15 protein-coding genes are annotated in these 22,890 nt (G+C 69.7%); 12 read left to right on the forward strand and 3 right to left on the reverse strand.

The features are described 5' to 3' along the window. Positions 1–67 precede the first annotated feature (67 nt). From AC3FMM_RS13155 to AC3FMM_RS13200, 10 genes are all read left to right on the forward strand, one after another. On the forward strand, positions 68–706 hold the full coding sequence (locus AC3FMM_RS13155; RefSeq protein WP_115704410.1) for a YiaD family glycine zipper/OmpA-like lipoprotein: 639 nt from the start codon (positions 68–70) through the stop codon (positions 704–706). A gap of 288 nt (positions 707–994) precedes the next feature. Further along, on the forward strand, positions 995–3,061 hold the full coding sequence (gene metG, locus AC3FMM_RS13160; RefSeq protein ID WP_488686798.1) for a methionine--tRNA ligase: 2,067 nt from the start codon (positions 995–997) through the stop codon (positions 3,059–3,061). A gap of 333 nt (positions 3,062–3,394) precedes the next feature. Further along, a complete protein-coding gene (locus tag AC3FMM_RS13165) occupies positions 3,395–6,730 on the forward strand; it encodes an acetyl-CoA carboxylase family protein (RefSeq protein ID WP_488686799.1) in 3,336 nt (1,111 codons plus the stop codon). 48 nt (positions 6,731–6,778) lie between these two features. Beyond that, the gene (locus AC3FMM_RS13170) at positions 6,779–8,512 is read left to right on the forward strand and encodes an AMP-binding protein (protein ID WP_488686800.1); all 1,734 of its coding nucleotides are present in this window, start codon (positions 6,779–6,781) and stop codon (positions 8,510–8,512) included. Positions 8,513–8,610: 98 nt separating this feature from the next. Continuing rightward, the gene (locus AC3FMM_RS13175) at positions 8,611–9,399 is read left to right on the forward strand and encodes an IclR family transcriptional regulator (protein WP_115710557.1); all 789 of its coding nucleotides are present in this window, start codon (positions 8,611–8,613) and stop codon (positions 9,397–9,399) included. 59 nt (positions 9,400–9,458) lie between these two features. Beyond that, positions 9,459–11,063, forward strand: a complete 1,605-nt coding sequence (locus AC3FMM_RS13180) for an ABC transporter substrate-binding protein (protein WP_488686801.1) — start codon at positions 9,459–9,461, stop codon at positions 11,061–11,063. A gap of 69 nt (positions 11,064–11,132) precedes the next feature. Next, on the forward strand, positions 11,133–12,044 hold the full coding sequence (locus AC3FMM_RS13185; protein ID WP_488686802.1) for an ABC transporter permease: 912 nt from the start codon (positions 11,133–11,135) through the stop codon (positions 12,042–12,044). Further along, positions 12,037–12,927 carry an ABC transporter permease gene (locus AC3FMM_RS13190; protein ID WP_488686803.1) on the forward strand — a complete coding sequence of 297 codons (891 nt, stop codon included), beginning with the start codon at positions 12,037–12,039 and terminating at the stop codon, positions 12,925–12,927. Before AC3FMM_RS13185 ends, AC3FMM_RS13190 begins: the two co-directional genes overlap by 8 nt. Further along, positions 12,924–13,970, forward strand: a complete 1,047-nt coding sequence (locus AC3FMM_RS13195; RefSeq protein ID WP_488686804.1) for an ABC transporter ATP-binding protein — start codon at positions 12,924–12,926, stop codon at positions 13,968–13,970. The genes AC3FMM_RS13190 and AC3FMM_RS13195 overlap by 4 nt, the downstream gene beginning before the upstream one ends. A 24-nt stretch (positions 13,971–13,994) precedes the next feature. Then, entirely contained in the window at positions 13,995–14,957 is a 963-nt protein-coding gene (locus tag AC3FMM_RS13200; RefSeq protein WP_488686805.1) for an ABC transporter ATP-binding protein, read from the forward strand. Between the two features lie 28 nt (positions 14,958–14,985). Here AC3FMM_RS13200 and bamE read toward each other — a convergent pair whose 3' ends face one another. The 3 genes from bamE to AC3FMM_RS13215 are packed head-to-tail and all read right to left on the reverse strand — an operon-like array spanning position 14,986 to position 21,546. Next, entirely contained in the window at positions 14,986–15,534 is a 549-nt protein-coding gene (bamE, locus tag AC3FMM_RS13205) for an outer membrane protein assembly factor BamE domain-containing protein (protein WP_115680966.1), read from the reverse strand. A gap of 43 nt (positions 15,535–15,577) precedes the next feature. Beyond that, entirely contained in the window at positions 15,578–19,735 is a 4,158-nt protein-coding gene (locus AC3FMM_RS13210) for a translocation/assembly module TamB domain-containing protein (protein WP_488686806.1), read from the reverse strand. Continuing rightward, positions 19,735–21,546 carry an autotransporter assembly complex protein TamA gene (locus AC3FMM_RS13215; protein ID WP_116312978.1) on the reverse strand — a complete coding sequence of 604 codons (1,812 nt, stop codon included), beginning with the start codon at positions 21,544–21,546 and terminating at the stop codon, positions 19,735–19,737. Before AC3FMM_RS13215 ends, AC3FMM_RS13210 begins: the two co-directional genes overlap by 1 nt. Positions 21,547–21,735: 189 nt before the next feature. Between AC3FMM_RS13215 and AC3FMM_RS13220 the strand changes: the two genes are divergently transcribed. Beyond that, positions 21,736–21,927, forward strand: coding sequence for a DUF3460 family protein (locus AC3FMM_RS13220; protein ID WP_018008060.1), 192 nt, complete (start codon positions 21,736–21,738; stop codon positions 21,925–21,927). 28 nt (positions 21,928–21,955) lie between these two features. Beyond that, positions 21,956–22,849, forward strand: coding sequence for a segregation and condensation protein A (locus tag AC3FMM_RS13225; protein ID WP_115704430.1), 894 nt, complete (start codon positions 21,956–21,958; stop codon positions 22,847–22,849). Positions 22,850–22,890 lie beyond the last annotated feature (41 nt).

The raw sequence follows: 22,890 nt of genomic DNA on the forward strand, positions 1-22,890 counted from the left end.
CTTGCCTTGGCGTTACCATCGCCACGCGGTACCAAGAACATTTACGGGAACATCAGAAGGAGAAAGCATGAAGATCAAGCTCGTTACCGTTTCGCTCGCCGCCGCCACGCTGCTGGCCGCTGGCTGCGCCACCGAACAGCAAACCCACACGGCGGTTGGTACCGGCGTCGGCGCCGCGGTCGGCGCGGGGCTTGGCAACCTGATCGGCGGCAACACCACCGGCACGCTGGTGGGCGCGGCCGTCGGCGGCGCCATCGGCGGCGCGACCGGTTACAACTGGAACGCGATCCGTGGCAAGCTGAACAAGGACACCGCGGGCACGGGCACCCAGATCACCGAGCAGCCGGACGGTTCGCTGAAGGTCAACATCCCGAGCCAGGTCACCTTCGACACCGACAGCGCCTCCATCAAGCCGTCGTTCCGCTCGGTGCTCGACCAGGTCGCGCAGACCTTGGGCCAGCACCAGGACGTCAGCGCCAACGTGGTGGGCCATACCGACAGCACCGGCAACCCCAACTACAACATGCAGCTGTCGCAGCGCCGCGCGCAGAGCGTGGCCGGCTACCTGGGTGATCGCGGGGTCGCACGCAACCGCCTGAGCGCCGAAGGCCGCGGCCAAAGCCAGCCGGTCGCGGACAACGGGACCGAGGCCGGACGGGCACAAAATCGCCGCGTCGAAATTTTTTTGAAACCAATTCAAGGGTGACCCTGTCATAGAAACAGGTGCCGCTTGCCACCGTTGCTGGCTCGCGATGGGTGGCTGACCTCCCGGGCGGTACCTGATTTCTCCTCCTTTTCCGTTGTGGAAAGCTGCGCCGGCACTGACCGGCGCTTTTTTTTGCCCGAACGGGTCCGGCGGCCCGTCTATTCCGCGATGCGGAACCGCCGCGCGGCGGCCGGCCAGTTGTTAAAATAGCCCCTTCCCGGCACGCGCCCGCCCGTCCTGGCTGGCGCCGTCCCCCTCGATTTCCCCGCTCCTGACCGGCTCCTGTTTATGACCGCACGTCGCATCCTCGTCACATCCGCCCTGCCCTACGCCAACGGCCAAATCCATATCGGCCACCTGGTGGAGTACATCCAGACCGATATCTGGGTGCGGTTCCAGCGCATGATGGGCAACGAGGTCTACTACGTCGGCGCCGACGACACCCATGGGACCCCGGTCATGCTGCGTGCCGAGAAGGAAGGCATCACCCCGAAGCAGCTGATCGACCGCGTCTGGACCGAGCACAAGCGCGATTTCGACAGCTTCCTGGTGTCGTTCGACAACTACTACAGCACCGACGCGGAAGAAAACCGCGAGCTGTGCGAAAAGATCTACCTGTCCCTGAAGGCCGAGGACCTGATCGCCGAGCGCGAGGTCGAGCAGTTCTACGACCCGGTCAAGAACATGTTCCTGCCCGACCGCTTCATCAAGGGCGAGTGCCCGAAGTGCGGCGCCAAGGACCAGTACGGCGATTCCTGCGAGGTATGCGGCACCACCTACGTGCCGACCGACCTGAAGAACCCCTACTCGGTGGTGTCGGGCGCGACGCCGGTGCGCAAGTCGTCGGCCCACTACTTCTTCAAGCTGTCCGATCCGCGCTGCGAGAGCTTCCTGCGCGAGTGGGTGGCCGACCTGGCGCAGCCCGAAGCCGCCAACAAGATGCAGGAATGGCTGGGCGCCGAGGGCGAGGCCTCGACCCTGTCCGACTGGGACATCTCGCGCGATGCGCCCTACTTCGGCTTCGAGATCCCGGGCGCGCCGGGCAAGTACTTCTACGTGTGGCTGGACGCGCCGATCGGCTACTACGCCAGCTTCAAGAACCTGGCGCAGCAGCGCGGCATCGATTTCGATGCCTGGGTCGGCCCGCACTCGACCGCCGAGCAGTACCACTTCATCGGCAAGGACATCCTGTATTTCCACACGCTGTTCTGGCCGGCGATGCTGCGCTTCTCGGGCTACCGCACCCCGACCAATGTGTTCGCCCATGGCTTCCTGACCGTGGACGGCGCCAAGATGAGCAAGTCGCGCGGCACCTTCATCACCGCGCAGAGCTACATCGACACCGGCATGAACCCGGAGTGGCTGCGCTACTATTTCGCCGCCAAGCTCAACGCCAGCATGGAAGACCTCGACCTGAACCTCGACGACTTCATCGCGCGCGTGAACAGCGACCTGATCGGCAAGTACGTCAACATCGCCAGCCGCGCCGCGGGCTTCCTGGTCAAGCGCTTCGACGGCAAGGTCGATGAGGCCGCGCTGGCGCATCCGCTGCTGGAGCAACTGCGCCAGGCCGCGCCGCAGGTGGCGCACCTGTATGAAAGCCGCGAGTACAGCAAGGCGCTGCGCCTGGTGATGGAACTGACCGACGCCGTCAACGCCTTCGTCGACACCGAGAAGCCGTGGGAGCTGGCCAAGGACGACAGCAAGCGCGCCGCGCTGCATGCGGCGTGCTCGGTCTCGCTGGAGGCGTTCCGCCTGCTGACCATCTACCTGAAGCCGGTGGTGCCCAACGTGGCCGCCGGCGTCGAGCGCTTCCTCAACGTCGCGCCGCTGGACTGGCGCGCGATCGACCAGCAGTTGTCGGCCGCCAGCCCGGTGCAGCCCTACCAGCACCTGATGACGCGCGTCGACGCCAAGCAGGTCGACGCGCTGCTGGCCGCCAACCGCGAATCGCTGCAGGCAAGCGCGGCGCAGGCTGCCAATGCCAGCGCCGCGGCCATCGAGCCGATCGCCGACACCATCACCATCGACGACTTCGCCAGGATCGACCTGCGCGTGGCCAGGATCGTCGAATGCCAGAAGGTGGAGGGCTCGAACAAGCTGCTGCAGCTGACGCTGGATCTCGGCGAAGGCCGCACGCGCAACGTGTTCTCCGGCATCCAGTCGGCCTACTCGCCCGAGCAGCTGGTCGGCAAGCTGACCGTGGTGGTGGCGAACCTGGCGCCGCGCAAGATGAAGTTCGGTGTCTCCGAAGGCATGGTACTGGCGGCCTCGGCCGCGGATGAAAAGGCCGCGCCCGGCCTGTACATCCTGGAGCCGCACAGCGGCGCGGTGCCGGGCATGCGCATCGGCTGATCGTCTTTTATCGCTGCACCCTCTCCCGGCACGCGGGAGAGGGTTGCATCCCGCGGCACGCCCGTGACGCGGTTTCCCTCGGCGGCGAATCGCCGCTCCATCCCTCGCGGCGCGACATCTCGCCCGCCACAGCCGGCTGAATTCTGCAATGCAGAACAAAACAGCGGCAAATCCCCTCCCTCTCCCCGGCTCTATGCACACGCGGCATGTCATACATGGTTCCGGCGCATCGCGCTTGTGACCCCCTGGCCAGCCGCGTAGATTCCACCTCGCAGAATCACAAACCACAAAAACAAGAAGCCGGCGCCGCCGCTTCGCATGGAAGGGGACATTGTGAAGAAGCTCCTGATCGCCAATCGCGGCGAGATCGCATTGCGCGTGCAGCGCGCCGCCCGCGATCTCGGCATCGCCACCGTGGCCGTCTACGCCACTGACGACGCCAACAGCCGCCACCGCCTGCTCGCCGACGAAGCCGTCGCACTGCAGGGCGAAGGTGCGGCGGCCTATCTCGACATCGATGCCATCCTCGGCGCGGCGCGGGCCACCGGCTGCGATGCCATCCACCCCGGCTACGGTTTCCTCAGCGAGCGCGCCGACTTCGCCAGCGCCTGCGCGGCGGCGCAGATCGTCTTTGTCGGCCCCGAGCCCGGGCACCTGGCCCTGTTCGGCGACAAGGGCCGCGCGCTGGCGCTGGCCGCCCGCTGTGGCGTGCCGGTGATGCCGGCCACGCCGGGCGGCGCCACGCTCGATGCGGTGACGGCGTTCTTCGACGAACAAGACGGCGCCGGCGTGGTGCTCAAGGCCGTTGGCGGCGGCGGCGGGCGCGGCATGCGCGTGGTGCGCGAACGCGACGCCCTGCCGGAAGCCTATGTGCGCTGCCGCTCCGAGGCACGCTCGGCGTTCGGCATCGACGCCCTCTACGCCGAGCGGCTGGTGGCGCGCGCGCGCCATATCGAAGTGCAGATCGCCGCCGACGGCGACAGCGTGATCGCGCTGGGCGAGCGCGACTGTACGCTGCAGCGCCGCTTCCAGAAGGTGGTGGAGATCGCGCCCAGCCCGGCGCTCGATGCCGCGCTGCGCCAGCGCATCGTCGATGCCGCGTGCACGCTGGCGCGCGAGGCGCGCTACCGCAGCCTGGGCACGTTCGAGTTCCTGGTCGAAGAACCCGGGCATGGCGCCGGCCGCGATGGCGCGGCCCTGCCCTTCGTATTTATCGAAGCCAACCCGCGCCTGCAAGTGGAGCACACCGTCACCGAGCAGGTCACCGGGATCGACCTGGTGGCCGTCCAGCTGGGGCTGGCGCAGGGCCGTCGCCTGTCCGAACTGGGACTGGACCCGCATCACCCGCCGCGCACGCGCGGCTATGCGATCCAGGTGCGCGTCAATGCCGAAGCCACCGACGCGCAAGGACTGGCGCGGCCGGCGCAAGGCCGGCTGGAGCGCTTCGATCCGCCCACCGGGCCGGACGTGCGCGTCGACACGCATGGCTACACCGGCTATGCGCCATCCGCGCAATACGACACGCTGCTGGCCAAGCTGATCGTGACCTCGGCCAGCGACCACTTCGGGGATGCGGTGCGGCGCCTGCAGCGCGCGCTGGCCGAGTTCAACATCGCCGGCATTGCCACCAACCTGGACCTGCTGCGCGCGCTTGCGGAGCACGATGACTTTGCCAGCCAGCACGTGCATACCCGCTATATGGAGACGGCGCTGCCCGCGCTGCTGGAGCGCGCGGCGCAGATCGGCGCGCAGCACGCGGCAAGGCAGGCGCTGGCGGGCGCCCCCGTGGCGCCGGTGGCGGCCCTGTCCAGCACCGCCAGCTTCGAGGAACAACTGGGCGAAGGCCTGTGCGCGGTGCGCGCACCGATGAACGGCCGCGTGATCGAACTGGCGCGCGAGAACGACGTGGTCAAGGCCGGCCAGACCGTGGCGGTGCTCGATGCGATGAAGATGGAGCACGCCATCGTGGCCGAACAGGCGGGACGCGTCATCGACCTGCGCAGCGCGTCCGGCGAGCAGGTGGCCGAGGGCCAGGTGCTGCTGGTGCTGGAGCCCGCCGACGCCGGCGCGCATGCCGCTGGCGACACCGAATGCGCCGACCCCGCGGCGATCCGCCCGGACCTGCAGCGCGTGCTGGACCGACATGCCTTCCTGTACGACGCGGCCCGCCCGGAGGCGGTGGCACGCCGCCATGCGCGCGGCCAGCGCACCGCGCGCGAGAACGTCGACGATCTGTGCGATGCCGGCAGCTTCCGCGAATACGGCGGCCTGGCGCTGGCGGCGCAGGCCAGCCGGCGCAGCGAGGCCGACCTGATCGCCAACACCCCCGCCGACGGCCTGATCACCGGCACCGGCAGCGTCAACGGCAGCCTGTTCGCGCCGGAACGCGCGCGCTGCGCGGTGCTGGCCTACGACGCCACCGTGCTGGCCGGCACCCAGGGCAAGCGCAACCACACCAAGACCGACCGCATCCTGGAGGTGGCGCTGCGCAACCGCCTGCCCACGGTGATCTTTGCCGAAGGCGGCGGCGGCCGCCCGGGCGATGTCGACTTCCCCACCGTCGCGGGCCTGTACCAGCCGTCGTTCGGCGCCTTCGCCGAGCTGAGCGGCGAGGTGCCGGTGATCGGCATCGCGTCGGGACGCTGCTTCGCCGGCAATGCCGCGCTGCTGGGCTGCTGCGACCTGATCGTGGCCACGCGCAACGCCAACATCGGCATGGCCGGCCCCGCCATGATCGAAGGCGGCGGCCTGGGCGTGTTCCGGCCCGAGGACATCGGCCCGGCCGCGGTGCAGTACCACAACGGCGTGGCCGACCTGCTGGTCGAAGACGAAGCCGCGGCCGTGGCCGCAGCGAAACACTACCTGTCGATGTTCCAGGGCCGCCTGCAGACATGGCAGGCGCCCGACCCGCTGGCACTGCGCCACGTGGTGCCCGAGAACCGCCTGCGCGTGTACGACACCCGTGCCGCCATCGACGGGCTGGCCGACACCGGCAGCGTGCTGGAGCTGCGCGCCGGCTTCGGCACCGGCATCCATACCGCGCTGGCGCGAATCGAGGGCCGGCCGGTGGGCATCCTCGCCAACAATCCGCGCCACCTCGGCGGCGCCATCGACGCCGACGCCGCCGACAAGGCCGCGCGCTTCATGCAGCTGTGCAACGCGCACGGGCTGCCGATCGTGTCGCTGATCGACACGCCGGGCTTCATGGTGGGCCCCGAGGTCGAGGCCCGCGCGCAGGTGCGCCACGTGTCGCGCATGTTCGTGACCGGCGCCAAGCTGCGCGTGCCGTTCGTGGCGGTGGTGCTGCGCAAGGGCTACGGCCTGGGCGCGATGGCCATGGCCGCGGGCGGCTTTCGCGCGCCCAGCTTCACGGTGTCGTGGCCGACCGGCGAGTTCGGCGGCATGGGACTCGAGGGTGCGGTGCGGCTGGGTTTTCGCAAGGAACTGGAAGCGTTGCCTGAGGGCCCGCAACGCGATGCGCTGTACCAGCAGCTGGTCGCCCAGATGTACGAACGCGGCCATGCCATCAACGCCGCGGCGGCGCTGGAGCTCGATGCGGTGATCGATCCCGCCGCCACGCGCCAGTGGCTGGTCAGCGGCCTCGACGCGGGCGCCGCCGACCCCCACCGCGCCCAGCGACCGATACGCGCCTTCGTCGACGCCTGGTAGGCGCGGCGGCGGACAACACCCCAGAGCGACAGCAAGAGGAGACAGCAGATGAACGAACAGGCGTTCTTCGCGGACCTGGAAGCCCGGCATCGCAAAATCTGGCCCGCCGGCCTGCCCGACGCACCGGTCTACCCGCATGGCGAGGCCCCGCTGGGCGACTACCTGCGCGCCTGGGCGCGCAAGCGCCCGGACCATGCGGCGCTGGTCTGGTACGGCACCACCGTCACCTATGCCGAACTCGACGACCTGTCCGAGCGCTGCGCCGCGCTGCTCAGGGGCCGCGGCGTCGGCGCGGGCGACAGGGTCGCGGTGATGATGGGCAACTGCCCGCAGTTCCACGTGGTGTTCTACGCCATCCTGAAGCTGGGCGCGGTGTACGTGCCGGTCAACCCGCTCTTCAAGGAGCAGGAGCTGGAGTATGAGCTGAACGATGCCGGCGCCACCACCATCATCGTGCAGGACCAGCTGGCGCCGCTGCTGATGTCGGTGTGCGCGCGCACGCCGCTGCAGGCGATCTACACCACCAGCGCCGGCGCGATGCTGCCGGCCCAGCCCGACCTGCCGCTGCCGGCCGGACTCGATGCGCCCGCGCTGGCCGTCGACGGCGCCATCGACCTGCTGCAGGCGCTGCGCGAGACCGCGCCGGTGGCGCTGCCGCCGGTCGACCTGGACGCGCTGGCCGCGCTGAACTACACCGGCGGCACCACCGGCCTGCCCAAGGGCTGCATGCACACGCAGCGCGACATGCTGTACACCGCGGCGGCCTCGTATGCGCTGACCGGCGGCGTCGATGCGGCGCGGCTGGCCGAGGGCGCCGATGACGTGATGCTGAACTTCCTGCCGATGTTCTGGATCGCGGGCGAGAACCTCGGCCTGATCTACCCGATCTTCAGCGGCGCGACCGTGGTGCTGCTGGCGCGCTGGGACCCGGTCGCGGTGATGGCCGCAATCGAGCGCTACCGCGTCAACCGCACCTTCGTCGTGGTCGACAACGCCGTCGAGCTGATGAACCACCCCGAGTGCGGCCGCTACGACCTGCGCTCGCTGCAGCATACGCGCGCGGCCTCGTTCATCCGCAAGATCACGCCCGACATCCGCCAGCGCTGGCACGCGCTGACCGGCAGCATCATTGCCGAAGGCGCATGGGGCATGACCGAGACCCACACCAGCGACACCTTCACCACCGGCATGCAGGACGACGACATGGACCTGCGCGGCCGCCCGGTCTTCGTCGGCCTGCCGGTGCCAGGCACGCGCATCAAGATCTGCGACTTCGACACCGGCGCGGTGCTGCCGGTCGGCGCGGAAGGCGAGATCGTGGTCAGCACGCCGTCGCTGTTCAAGGGCTACTGGGGCCGCCCCGACGTCGACGCCGAGGTGTTCCGCGACGGCTGGTTCCGCACCGGCGATATCGGCGCCTATGACGAGGCCGGCTACCTGCATTTCCTGGGGCGGCGCAAGGAGATGCTGAAGGTGCGCGGCATGAGCGTGTTCCCGTCGGAGCTGGAGGTGCTGCTGTCGCGCCATCCGGCGGTGCTGGGCTCGGCCGTGGTGGGCCGCCCGGACCCGGACAAGGGCCAGGTGCCGGTGGCCTTTATCCGCCTGCGTCCCGAGCATGCCGACGGCACCACCGCCGACGCGCTGCATGCCTGGTGCCGCGAGCAGATGGCGGTCTACAAGGTGCCCGAGATCCGCATCCTGCCCGAGTTCCCGCTGACCGCCACCGGCAAGGTGCGCAAGGTGGAACTGCAGGCGCTGCTGGACACCGAGGCCGGCGGCTGAGCGCGAGCGCGACCCGCCCGCCCGGAAGCGCCGGCGACCAGCCACGCGCCTTGTGCGCGCCCAGGCGCCACCACGGAGCCACCACGGAGCCATCGGCCATGCACGATCGATCCCCCGGCACCACCAAGGAAGACCGCCACTTCGTCACCGCGCTGGCGCGCGGGCTGGACGTGCTGGCGTGCTTCCGCACCAGCGACCGCGCGCTGGGCAATCAGGAAATCGCGCGGCGCTGCCAGCTGCCCAAGTCCACCGTCTCGCGCCTGACCTCGACCCTGACCCGCCTGGGCTACCTGGCGCGCGTCGAAGGCAGCCAGCAGTACAGCCTGGGCACGGCCTGCCTGCGGCTGGGCAGCGCCATGCTGTCGCGGCTGGATATCCGCAAGGTGGCGCGCCCGCTGATGCAGGAGCTGGCGGACTTCTCCGGCGGCGAGGTGTCGCTGGGCACGCGCGACCGCTTCTCGATGATCTATGTCGAGCACTGCCGCAGCAGCGCCGCGATTGCGCTGACGCTCGATACCGGCTCGCGCATTCCGGTGGCAACCTCGGCGATCGGCCGGGCGTGGCTGGCGGTGGTGGCCGACGCCGAGCGGCAGGCCTTCATCGAGCAGGTGCGCGATGTCGACGACGTGGCATGGCCGCGCCTGCGCCAGGGCATCGAGCAGGCGCTGGCGGATCACCGCAGCCTGGGCGTGACCTGCTCGATGGGCGATTGGCAGGCCGATGTCAACGGCATCGCGCGCGGCTTCGAGCCCGGCCCGGGCATGGCGCCCATGGCGATCAACGTGGGCGGGCCGTCGTTCCGGCTGTCGCCGTCGTTCCTGCTGCAGGAAGTGCGGCCGCGGCTGCTGGAGGTGGTGCGCCAGCTCGAGAGCAGCTTCCCGCGCTGAGCGCATCCCTGGTTCACACCCACAGCGCCGCCACGAGACGGCGCAACAGGAGGAGCACCATGCAAGTGAAGACACTGTCCGGCGCCACCCGCCACCGGTTGCTGGCCGGCATCGTCGCCGCGGCCATCGTGCCGCTCGCCCACGGCGCCGCGCCAGCGCCCGCCACCGGCAGCCTTACGGTCGCCTTCGGCGCGGAATCCACCACCCTGGATCCGGTCAAGATCTCGGCCGGCGTCGACCATTATTTTGTCGGCCAGATCTTCGAGATGCTGGTGCGCCGCAACGCCGCGCTCAAGGACGAGAACTGGCTGGCGCAGAGCTGGAAGCTGGAGACCGGCAAGGATGGCAAGCCGGTGCTGGACGTGCAGCTGCGCAAGGGCGTGCGCTTCCACAACGGCGACCCGCTGACATCCGAGGACCTCGAGTTCTCGTGGCAACGCCAGCGCGACCCCAAGAGCAGCTTCTTCTCGCACTATGTCTCGTCGGTCGAGCGCTTCGAGATCGTCGACGCGCACCGCTTCAAGCTGCATTTCAAGGAGCCGGACGCGCAGTTCCTGGTCGGCAACATGCAGCTGTGGGCCATGCCCAAGAAGTACATCCAGACGGTGGGCGAGGAAGCCTTCGCCAGGAAACCGGTCGGCACCGGACCGTGGAAGTTCGTCTCGCGCACGGTCAAGGACGAACTGAAGCTGGAAGCCTTCGACGGCTACTGGAACCAGGACAAGCGCCCGGGCGTCAAGGAACTGACCATCAAGGTGATTCCCGAAGACCTGACGCGGGTGGCCGCCTTCAAGACCGGCAAGGTCGATTTCATCGACAACGTGCCGCCGTCGATGGTGGAAGAGTTCAAGAAGATGCCGGGCGTGAAGACCGTCACGCTGGTCAGCGGCAACAACCTCTTCCTGAACTTCAACACGCAGATGGCGAAGTCGCCGTTCAACGACGTGCGCGTGCGCCAGGCGGCCGCGCATGCCATCGATGTCGACGCCATCATCAAGCGCGTGCTGTTCGGCCAGGGCGAGCGCTATGCGCAGGTGGGCAAGGAGTCCACCGGCTACGACCCCGCGCTCAAGCCTTATGCCTTTGACCAGAAGCGGGCGCGCGAGCTGCTGAAGCAGGCGGGCTACCCCAATGGCTTCGACACGCCCTGCTACAACCTGACCACGCCACGCGAGCCGGGCGTGAAGGAAGTCGGCGAAGCCATGTACGCCTACCTGAGCGCGGTGGGCATCCGCTGCCAGGTACGCAACCTGGAGTACGGCGCGTGGATCAGCCTGGGCAAGCGTGGGCGCACCGGCCCGCCGGAGATGGATGGGGTGCTGAGCTGGATGTGGTCGCAGGGGCTGCCCGGCGACCCCGGGCTGGCCTGGTCCGGCCACCTGCACAGCTACCAGAGCGGCGGCGGCTGGGGCACCTACTCCTACACCAGCGACCCCGAGGTCGATGCGCTGCTGGAAAAGCAGCGCCAGACCATGGACCCGGCGGCACGCACCGCGCTGCTGCAGCAGATCGCGCGGCTCAAGCAGGAGCGCGTCCTGGGCGGCCTGCCTACCTACCGGCCGCTGGTCACCTTTGCCTGGCGCGACAACAAGATCAACTACGTGCCCTGGCCCATCCGCGACTACTGGCGCTCGTTCCAGGAAGTCAGCTGGAAGCAGCGCTGACCCGCCGCCGCGTCCGGCGCCCGTGCCGGACGCGGCATCCCCGCTGACGAATCTCCGACGGAGCCTGTCATGCCTATTGCCAAACGCCTGCTGCACGGCCTGATCAGCATCCTTGGCGCGAGCGTGATCATCTTCCTGATCTCGCGCCTGTCCGGCGACCCGCTGGCCTTGCTGCTGCCGGCCGACGCGCCGCCCGAGGTCATCGAACAGACCCGCCAGCACCTCGGCCTGGACCAGCCGCTGGCGGCGCAGTACCTGGTGTTCCTGCGCAACGCCGTCACCGGCGACTTCGACAACTCCTACCGCTGGCAGGAGCCGGCGCTCGGCCTGATCCTGGAGCGGCTGCCGGCGACGGTGGAACTGGCGCTGGCCGCGCTGGCGTTCTCGATCGCGATGGCGGTGCCGTTCGGGGTGCTGTCGGCGGTCTACCGCGGCTCGTGGTTCGACCGCTTCGCCAAGGTCTTCGCCATGGCGGGCCAGGCCATGCCCAACTTCTGGGTCGGCCTGCTGCTGATCCTGTTGTTCGCGGTGCAGCTCAACTGGCTGCCGGCCTTCGGGCGCGAATCGTGGCACAGCCTGGTGCTGCCCGCGATGGCGCTGGGCTGGTATCCGGTGGCGGCGCAGACCCGCGTGGTGCGCTCGGCCATGCTCGACGTGCTCGACAGCGACTACATCCGCATGGGCCGCGCCATGGGCCTGCCCGAGCGCGTGCTGATCTGGAAGTACGCGCTGCGCAACGCGGCGATTCCGCTGGTGACGATCCTCGGCGTCTACTTCGCGGCGATGCTGGGCGGCGCCTTCGTGGTCGAGGTCATCTTCGCCTGGCCCGGCGTCGGCCGCACCGTGGTCGAGGCCGTGTTCGCGCGCGATTTTCCCGTGGTGCAGGCGGGCGTGATGCTCACCTCCGTGCTGTTCGTGCTGTCCAACCTGCTGGTCGACCTGAGCTACGGCCTGATCGACCCGAGGATCCGCCATGCCTGAGACCGCCATGCCTCCTGCCCGCGCCCCCGCGCCGGTGCGCCAGCGCCCGCGGCACAACCTGCGCGGCCTGCCGTGGTTTGCGCTGGCGGTGCTGCCGCTGCTGCTGGCCTGCGCCATCGGCGGCGAGGCGCTGCTGCCGCACGACCCCAACGGCCTCGACCTCGGGCTCGCGTTCCAGCCGCCGGCATGGCTGGCCGGCGGCAGCTGGGCCTATCCGCTCGGCACCGACAACATGGGGCGCGACCTGCTCACGCGCATCATGGCCGGCACGCGCATCTCGCTGGTGGTCGCGCTGTACGCCATCCTGATCTCAGGCGGCATCGGCACCGCCGCGGGCATGCTGGCCGGCTACTTCGGCGGCCGCCTGGATGCGCTCATCATGCGGCTGGTCGACATCCAGATGTCGATCCCCGCGCTGGCGCTGGCGCTGGTGCTGGCCGCGGTGCTGGGCCCCGGCTTCGAGACCGTGGTGCTGGTGATCGTAATCACCTACTGGACCTGGTACGCGCGCATCGTGCGCGGCGAGGTGATGTCGCTCAAGCAGCGCGACTACGTGGCGCTGGCGCGCGTGGCGGGCTGCGGCACGCTCATCATCTTCCGCCGCCACCTGCTGCCCAACCTGCTCAACACCCTGCTGGTGCTGGCCACGCTGCAGGTAGGCCAGGTAATCATCTTCGAGGCCTCGCTGAGCTTCCTGGGCCTGGGCATCCAGCAGCCCGACGTGTCGTGGGGGCTGATGCTGGCCGATGCGCGCAACTACATCACCAACGCGTGGTGGGCCATCACCATGCCCGGACTTGCGATCATGGCCACCTGCCTGGCGTCCAACCTGCTGGGCGACTGGCTGCGCGACCACTTCGACCCGAAACGGAGGCAGCTATGACCGGCCCGGACCCGCACGTGACCCCACGCCGGTTGCCAACGGCCGCCCCCGACACGTCCTCGCACGGCGCGCCGATGCTGTCGGTGCAGGGCCTGACCACCCACCTCGAACTGCGCCGCGGCCTGGTGCGCGCCGTCGACGGCGTCGACCTGCATGTGAACCAGGGCGAGACCCTGGGCGTGGTGGGCGAGTCGGGCTCCGGCAAGTCCATGACCATCCTCTCGATCCTGCGCCTGCTGCCGCGCCAGGGCGGCGTGCGCCTGGGCGGCAAGGTGCTGCTCGATGGCGTGGACCTGCTGCAGTTGCCGGAAAAGACCATGAGCGCGCAGTACCGCGGCCGCAAGATCGCCATGATCTCGCAGGATCCGCTGACCTCGCTCAATCCGGTGTTCACCGTCGGTGACCAGGTCGGCGCGCCGCTGCACTACCATGGCCTTGCCGACAGCCGCGCAGCGCGCCGGCGCCAGGTGGTGCAGGTGCTGGAAAGCGTGCGCATCCCGTCGCCCGAGACGCGGCTGGACGACTATCCGCACCAGTTCAGCGGCGGCATGCGCCAGCGCGTGGTGACCGGCATGGCCATCGCCAGCGCGCCGCGGCTGCTGGTGGCCGACGAGCCCACCTCGGCACTGGACGTGACCATCCAGATGCAGATCATGGCGCTGTTCCGCAAGATCCAGGCGCAGACCGGCGTCGGCATCATCCTGATCACGCACGACCTGGGCGTGGCGGCCAGCATCTGCCACCGGGTCGCGGTGATGTACGCCGGGCGCATCGTCGAGACCGGCGACGTGCGCACGCTGTACCAGCGCGCCGCCCATCCCTATACGCAGGCGCTGCTGCAGGCCATCCCGCATTTCGGCGACCGGCGCGAGCGGCTGTACGCCATCCCGGGCAGCCCGCCCAGCCTGGTCGACCCGCCGCACGGCTGCCGCTTCGCGGCGCGCTGTCCGCACCGCAAGCCGCTGTGCGACGACGCCTATCCCCCCGAGATCGAACTCGAATCCGGCCACCAGGTCAGCTGCTGGCTGGCCTCGGCCGGTTGAGACAGCGTTAAGCCAGGAGGCGCCATGCTGCTTGAAGTGCAAGACCTGCAAAAGCATTTCCCTACGCGCGGCGGCACCGTGCGTGCCGTCGACGGCGTCAGCTTTGCCGTCGATGCCGGCCAGACCTTTGCGCTGGTGGGGGAGTCCGGTTGCGGCAAGACCACCATCGCGCGCCAGTTGCTGCTGCTCGAGCGCCCCAGCGCGGGCGCCATCCGCTTCGATGGCCAGGACGTGCTGGCACTGGACCGCAAGGGCGTGCTGGCCTACCGGCGCCAGGTGCAGGCAGTGTTCCAGGACCCGTCGTCGTCGCTCAATCCGCGGCTGAAGGTCAGCATGCTGCTGGCCGAGCCGCTGCTGGCGCACGGCCAGGGCGGCAACCGCGCGGCGCTGCGCGCCCGCCTGCTGGAGCTGCTGGAGATCGTCGGCCTGCCGCCCGGCGCGCTCGAACTCTACCCGCACGAGTTCAGCGGCGGCCAGCGCCAGCGCATCGCGGTGGCGCGCGCGCTGGCGCTGCAGCCGCGGCTGATCGTGCTGGACGAGCCCACCTCGGCGCTGGATGTCTCGATCCGGGCGCAGATCGTCAACCTGCTGTCCGATATCCAGCGCAGCTTCGGCCTGGCCTATGTGGTGATCGCCCATGACCTGGCACTGGTGGAGCACTTCAGCTCGGCCGTGGGGGTGATGTACCTGGGCAATATGGCCGAAAGCGGGCCCAGCGCCGCGGTGTTCAGCGCCCCGCGCCACCCCTACACGCAGGCACTGCTGGGCTCGGCGCCGCGGCCCGATCCCGACCACCAGCCGGCCGAGGGCCTGATCCTGGGCGATATCGGCTCGGCGCTGAACCCGCCAGCCGGGTGCAAGTTCCATCCGCGCTGCCCACGGGCGGTGCCGGCCTGCGCCACCGAGATCCCCCGCATGTTGCGGCTGGACCCGGCCGCCGGTTCAGCCGCGCCGGCGCACGTGGCCGCCTGCCATCTCCTTCACTGAGGGTCGGGGCGCGATGCAGGGGCGCGCCTCAGCCGCCCTGCATCCGCGACGGATCGTCGCTGCGCGAGGTCGTGGTGACCGTGCCGTCGCTGTTGAAATGCACGTTGAAGAAGGCCTTGTCGGTCGAGGTTTCCATCCAGCGGTAGCCCCACACCTCTTCCTTCTTCAGCGCGAACGCTTCCACCTTGGTGGGCTTGCCCAGCAGGCGGCGGATATCGTCCTTGCTCATGCCGGCGCGCACGCGCGCGAAATTTTCGGCCGACAGCACCTGCTCGATCTTAGCGACCTTGCCGTCGGCGCCGATGGTGACCATCCACGTGGTGGTGCCCTCGGGGCCGCGCGGGTATTCCAGGCGGCGCCCGCCGTCGGCCTCTTCCCAGACGATCTCGGGCTTGCCGGCCTGGCGGCGCAGGTCTTCCTCGGTCGACTGGCCCGGCACGATGCCCTTGAACAGCTCGCTGTCGGGCTTGATCGCGTTCCAGGTGTTGCGCGCGGTCTCGCCCGCCTTCTTCATGGCTTCGTCGACCTTCTGCTGGTCGCAGCCGAACAGCGCAAGCATCGAGGCAATCAGTCCCATGGCGGCAAGGCGTCGTGGCGACGCGGCAAAGGTCGAAGGGAAGTCATCGGCGCACCGGCTCGGCGATGACGGCCGAGGCCGCCTGTGCGGCGCCCTGGGGGTCGAGTGGCTGGCTTTCATCCTGCTGGCTCCTCCTGGTGCCGCGATTCGGGGCCCCGCTGAACAGGTTGGCCCAGGTATCGAAGCGGCGGTTGAACAAGACCGACAAACCGTTGATGGAACCGCCCTTGGCAATCAGCGACCAGCGCCGCGAGAACTGCCAGCTCAGCTTCACCACGTTCGAGGCCGAGGTCAGGCTCTGCTCGTAGCCGACCGACATGCGGTCGGTGATGGCCTTGCCCATGCTGACCACCTGCTGGTCGTTCAGGCCCGCGGTGCTGGGCCCGATCGAGAATTCGTCGATGCCGAAATGCGAGACGATGCCCTTGCCGGCCTTGCCGCCGATCAGCCCCAGCGCGGCGCCGCCCAGTGCCGAGCCGCTCAGCTGGCGCTGCTGGCCGGCGCCCGCGCTTTCCGCGCCGTAGCCAAACATCAGCCACGACAGCTTGTCCTCGTCGGGCACGTTGGGCTCCGACACCAGCCGCACGCGCGGCAGCCGCACCGTGCCGGTGACTTCGACACCGGCCTCGACCTCCTGGTTGCGGCGCATGGCGCGGATGTTCATGTTCGGGTTGTCGATCGGGCCGTTGAAATTGATGATGCCGCGTTCGATGTCCAGCTTGCGTCCGAAGGCCTCGTAGGTGCCGTCGGTGACGCGCACCGTGCCGGTGGCCTTCATCGGCGCCAGCGGTTCGCTCTTCACGCCCATCTGCCCGGCCAGCAGCAGGTCGGCGCCGGCACCGCGGAAGCGGAAGTTGTTGCCGAGGTCGACGGTCAGGTCGATCACCGGGCTGAAGCGGCTGGCGGGCTTGCTTTCCGGCACCGGCGTGGCCGCGGTCTTGACCGCGCGCTGGTCCTTGCGCCGGATCACCACGACATCGTCGCCCAGCACCGGCGCGCCGGCCTTGGGCAGGTCGAACAGCCCCCGGTCGACGCGGAACTTGCCGCGGATCACCACCTGCTTGTTCTCGTTGGCGATGCTGGCATCGCCCGACACCACGAGGGTGCGTTCCGGGCTGGCGAACAGCTGCAGCTTGTCGGCGACGATGCGGCCGGTCAGGTTGGGATCGGCCTCGCCCAGCTTGATATTGCCGGTGGCGGTGAGCTTGCCCTCGCCGCCATGGAACTCCACCTGCCTGAGCTCGACCGTGTTCTGGTCCAGCACCACGCGCACGGTGCCGTCGGTCAGGCGCAACCCCTGGTCGTACAGCGTGACCGCGAGGTCGTCGCCATTGATGGTGCCGGTCAGCAGCGGCGCCGCCACCGTGCCGGCCAGCCGCATCGCCGCGGCCAGGCGGCCGTCGAAGGCGTACTGCGGGCCGGTCAGCGCTTCCAGCGACTTCAGCCGCGGCACGTCGACGGTGACGGTTCCGCCCAGCGTCGAGGCCGGGCCCACGGTCTGCAGCCCCTGCTCCTGCACCAGCCCGGCCGAGGCATCGACCACCACCTTGCCGATGCGCCCCGACACCATGCCGCCGCGCAGCGCGATGCGGTTGCCGCCGGCGTCGGCGCGCAGGCTGGTCTCGCCCAGGCCGAGCGTGGTGAAGCCCCGGCCCGCGTTGACCGACAGGTCGCCGCTGCGCCGGCGCACTTCCGCAAACCCGCTGGCGGTCTCGGCCAGCGCCAGGTTCCAGCGGCCGTCGATGACCAGGTCGGAACGCACCGGCGGGCGCTCGCCGGTGATGGTTTCCATCAGCTCCAGCACGCGCGCCACCTGCAGGCCGTCGAGGCTGCCGGCGCTGCGGATGCGGCCGTGATCCCAGTCCAGGCTGTCGATCACCAGCGTGGCGCGGTCCAGCAGCAGGCGCGTCGCGCCCAGGCGCACGCGCTGGTCGGCCACCAGCAGCTGCGTCGGCGCGGCCAGGCGCAGGTTGACGGTGCCGCGCTCTTCCAGCGTCCGGATGGTGCCGTTCCAGCCGTCCTTGCCCCGCCACGCGCCCTGACCCGCCAGCGCCAGCTGCAGGGGCCGCTGGTTCATACTGCCGGCCGCCTTGACGTCGAAGCCGTGGTTGGCCTGGGTGCCGTTGAGGGTCGCGTCGAGCGTGGCGAGGCTGGCATGCGGGCCACGGTAGCCACGCGCCGCCAGTTGCACCGACAGTGGGCCGTCGAGCCCGCCGCGGATCTCGGCGCGGCCACTGGCGCTGGCCAGCTTGTGCGGGCCCACCTCCAGCGTTTGCGCGTTGTAGTCGGCCACCACCTCGGGCTTCTTCAGCGTGCCGGTGATGGTGGCGTCGAGCTTGAGCTGGCCGGCCACGCCGAACTTCAGGCGCTCCAGTTGCGGCGCATCGACCGCCAGTTTCAGCGCATCGCCGCGCGCGCCGAAGCTGCCGCGCAGGCTGGCCTGGTTGCCGGCCATGCTGAGCGCGGCCTCGCTCGGCAACAGCCGCTCTCCCGCCAGGCGCAGCTTGCCGCCGCCGGTCATCGGCAGGCCCGCGTATTCGCTTTCATGCACGGCGAAGTCCAGCGCCACGCCCAGTTGCGGCGCGAGTTCGCCGGTCGCGGTGAAATCCGCATTGATCCGGCCCGCGGCCACCTTGGCCAGGCGCGACGGATCGAACGCCGACAGCTTGCCCTTGAAGCTGTACGGCTGCTTGTCCTTCAGCCCCAGCTTGCCCTCGGCGGTCAGCAGGCCGGTGCCGACCACGGCGCGCAGCGCGGCCAGGGTCACGGTCTCGGCGTCCATGCTGGCGTCGGCAAATAGCTTGAGCTGGCCGCCCGACAGGTCCAGCGCCACGCTCTGGCGGCCCGGCTCGATGCGGACCACCACCGGGCCTGACAGGCTGGCGCTGGTCAGCGAGCCATGCAGCGCCGCCGGGTCCAGCCTGCGCACGTCCAGGTCGAAGCCGCCGCGGCCGCCGCGCAGCGAGCCGCTGCCGGCGATCTCGGCCTTGCCGGGCAGCGCCACGCGCAGGTTCGACACCGTCTGCGCCGCCTCGCTCAGTTCGACCCGGGCGCGCACCGACTGCACCGGCAGCCGCTCGCGGTCGAGCGGGCCGGCCTCCAGGTTGCGGATCTCGATCTCGCCGGCGACCGCCAGCGGCGCCGGCGCGGGCACGGCCGCGGGGGCAGAGGCCGCCGATGCCGGCGATGGCGCGGAGGCGGCCGGCGCGGAAGCCGCAGGCGCCGAAGCACCCGCCGCGTTGCTGCCGGCCGCCACGCCATCCACCGGCCGCAGCTCGGCATGCACGGTCAGGTTGGCGTGCGGCGCCGACGGGCTGAACAGGCGCGGGTTGATGCGGTCGCCGTCGACCAGCAGGTGCGTGAACGGGACCTTGCCGAACGGCGTCAGGTCGGCGCCGGCACGCAGGCGGATGCGGTCGCCGCTGGCCTGGACTTCGGCGCGCAAGGCGTCGAGGTTGCCGTTGGCGGTGGCATTGACGGCAAAGGCCTCGTCCTGCCAGCTGCTTTCCAGCAAGGCCTCGGCGCTGAGCGCGAACGGCGCGGCGGCGCCCAGCTGCGCGTTGGCGGCGAGCTTGCCGTAGGGCGTTTCCAGCTTGTCGACGCTGACGCGGTGGCGCTGGCCGTCGCTGTGCAGCGCGCCTGACAGGTTGCCGAACACCATCGGCTCGGCGGTGGGCGCCGGGCCCTGCACCAGCGCCAGGCGCTCGAGCGTCAGCGCATCGACATCGACGGCCAGCGGCAGTTCGAGCGAAGCGGGTTTGCGCATCGGCTCCGTGCTGGGCTCGGACGGCCCGAGCCGCACTTCGGTCTTGCCGATGCGCAGCCACTGCACATGCAGCCGCCGCGGCTGCCAGCTCAGCTTCCAGCTGCCGTCGACGCGGTCGACCGTCACGCGCGTCTGGCCGCTCACGAACACCACGTCGCGCAGGCGCAGGCCGTGCGCCACGGTGCCGCCTTCCAGGCGGCCGCCGAGCATGCCGGCCGACAGCCGCGTGGCCAGCGTCCACAGGTGCCGCGTGCCGGTTTCGGTGCGCAGCGCCGCCACGCCGGCGGCCGCCAGCACCACCACCAGCAACAGCAGGATGCCGGCCAGCCAGCCCAGCGCGCGCCACAGCCGCCGGCGCTTGCGCGGTGCCGGACCGGACGGCGGCGGCGCGGCGTCGCCGCCGCCGGGCACGGAAGGCAGGTCGTGCACGTTCATCAGAACGCCACCCCGAGCGAGATATGCGGCCGGAACTGCTGCTCCTGGATGCCATAGCCCACGTCCAGCTGCAGCGGGCCCACCGGCGTGCGCCAGCGCACGCCGACGCCCACGCCGTTGTAGATGGTCACGCCGCGCAGGTCGTTGGCGGCGGTGCCGGCATCCCAGAACACGGCCACGCCCCAGTCCGGCTTGAACCAGTACTGGTACTCCAGGCTGCCGGTGGCCAGGTACTTGGCCGGCAGGATGCTGGCGCCGCTGGGCGTGCCGATCGACTGGTAGCTGTAGCCGCGGATCGAGTCGGTGCCGCCGGCGCGGAAGCGCAGCGTCGCCGGGATCTGGCTGGCGCTGTCGCCGGTGACGTTGGCGCCCAGCTCCAGCCGCGCCACCACCAGATCGCGCTTGCCCACCGGGACGTACTGGCGGATCCGGCCGTACAGCCGCAGGAAGGTGGCATCGCTGAGCAGGTTCTTGGCGGCCACCCCGATCTGGGTGTTGATGACGTTGCCGCGGCGCGGGAATACCGGGTTGTCGACATCGCGCCGGGTCCAGGCAAAGGCCGGCACCAGCGCCTTGCTGATCTGGCTGGCCTGGCCCACCGGCAGCAGCTTGTCGTAGTAGAAATCCAGCGACGTGGTCACGTCGTACTTCTCGCGCGAGCGCGAGCGCTTCAGGCCCGCGCGCAGGCTGGTGGTGTCGGTGTTCTCGATATCGATGGTGCGCTCGTAGCTGCTGTAGACGCTGTTGCGGTAGGCACCGCGCGACGGCGGCATCGCCGCCTCGGCGAACAGGTAAGAGCGCTTCTGTTCGATGCGCGCCTGCGAATCGAAGGTCCAGGCGCGGTTGAACAGGTTGTAGTAGGAATAGCGCCCTTCGACCTGGGCCCCGGTATCGGTGGTAAAGCCGACGCCGCTGTTGAGCCGGTGCACCGGATATTCGCGCACGCGCACCGACACCGGCGCGGTGACCACCCCGTCCGGCGCCTGCTCGGCATCCGGCGGCGGCTCCAGGTCGACCTGCACGTTGGAGAAATACGGCTGGTTCTGGATCGCGCGCTGCAGCTCCAGCAGCCGCTCGACCCGGTACGGTTCGCCCTCGTTGAGCGGGTTGACGTTTACGATGATCTGTTCCGGGTAGCGGCGCGTGCCCGTGACCTTGAGCGGGCCCAGGCGGTAGGCCGGGCCGCTGACGTAGTGCGCCGACAAGTCCGCGCGCAGCTCGTCCGGCTCGACCCGCGCCTGCGACGCGGCCAGCCGCGCGCCGTAGTAGGTATGGCTCTGCAGCGTCACCAGCGCGTCTTCCTTGGCCTTGTCCCAGTCGTCCTGGCGAAACGGCTCGCCCGCGGGCAGGCCCCACTTGGCCTTCATCTCCGCCACCTGTTCGGGCGACTGGGTCGCCGCCGGGCCGGTCACCTGCAGGTCGACGTTGCGGATCAGCGTGCGCGCGCCGGGGTCGACCATCACATGGACCACGCGCTGGTCGCCCTCGCGCTCGACGCGGGTGGTGGTGGTGGGATCGAAATAGCCTTCGGTGGAGGTGAAGGCCCGCACCTGCTCGCCGACGGTCTCGACCATGTAGTCGAACTGGTCCTGCGACAGGTCGGTGCGATCCTTGTAGCGGGCCAGGTCGAGGTGCTCCTCGAGCATCTCGCGGATCGGCTTGGGCGCTTCGACCTCGACCTTGTAGGCGGCCTGGACCGCACCCGCGGCAAGTGCCAGCACCAGCGCCGCGAGCACGCCCGGTGCGCGCGCGGCCAGGCTCCTGGCGGCACGGCCAGCCGAGTCAGCGGTGTTAGCGGTGTCTTGCGGCATCGCCCCATTGTCCACACATACAAAGTCGGTATTTGACCACACCCGGCCGCGCGCCCGGAACTTTCCCACGCGTTGCGGTGCCGTCGCGGCCCCCGGCTACGGTCTGGCGTGCATCCCGGGGAGCCGATACTGTAAAATCATGGCCCACTGTACCTATCTGGCGCCCGCACGGGTGCATCCCGGTTGAACATGGCCCTCTACGAATCCGATATCACCCAGTTCCTGAAGCAGCTCAAGCAAGAGCGCCCGACGCTGGAGGCCGAGCAGCGCGACGGCCGCGCCCTGCTGTGGGACAAGGCACCGATCGACCTCGAAGAGCGCGCCCGCGCCCAGGCTTCGCGCGTGGCGCAGAAGCCCTACGTCTACTCGCAGGACAACTGATCCCCGCCGCCCCCGAGCCGAGCGCACCATGAGCGCAGCCGACCAGGACAAGCTGCCGCTGCCCGTGGAGCTGCCCGCCGTGGCGCCCGCCGCCGCCGCCGGCCCGGCCGGCCCCGCCGACATGGTCGACGGGATGGCGTTCGCGCGCCTGTACGGCGAGCCGCTGTTCAAGCTGCCGCAGGATCTCTACATCCCGCCGGACGCGCTCGAGATCTTCCTTGAAGCCTTCGAAGGCCCGCTGGACCTGCTGCTGTACCTGATCCGCAAGCAGAACTTCAATGTCCTCGACATCCCGATGTCGCAGGTCACGCGGCAGTACCTGTCGTATATCGAGCAGATCCGCAAGACCAACCTTGAGCTGGCGGCGGAATACCTGCTGATGGCGGCGATGCTGATCGAGATCAAGTCGCGCATGCTGCTGCCGGTCAAGAAGGCCGACAGCGACGAGGAAGCCGAGGACCCGCGCGCCGAGCTGGTGCGCCGCCTGCTGGAATACGAGCAGATGAAGCTGGCCGCGCAGCGCCTGGATACGGTGCCGCAGCTGGGCCGCGACTTCCTGCGCTCGCAGGTGTATATCGAACAGAGCCTGGCGCCGCGCTTTCCCGACGTGGAAACCGTCGACCTGCAGGCGGCCTGGGCCGACGTGCTCAAGCGCGCCAAGCTCAACCAGCACCACAAGATCTCGCGCGAGGAGCTGTCGGTGCGTGAGCACATGAGCCAGATCCTGCGCCGTTTGCAGCATGCGCGCTTCATGGAGTTCTCGGAGCTGTTCGAGGACGCGGTGCGCTCCGGCAAGGGCGTGCCGGTGGTGGTGGTGAACTTCATCGCCATGCTCGAGCTGTCGCGCGAATCGCTGGTGGAGATCACCCAGGCCGAGCCGTTCGCGCCGATTTATGTGCGATTGGCGTACAGCCCCAGCTGACCCGTCCGAACCGCCGAGGCCAGCCCCGCCCCAGTTGATCT

It is taken from the genome of Cupriavidus sp. 207A1 (assembly GCF_057798955.1).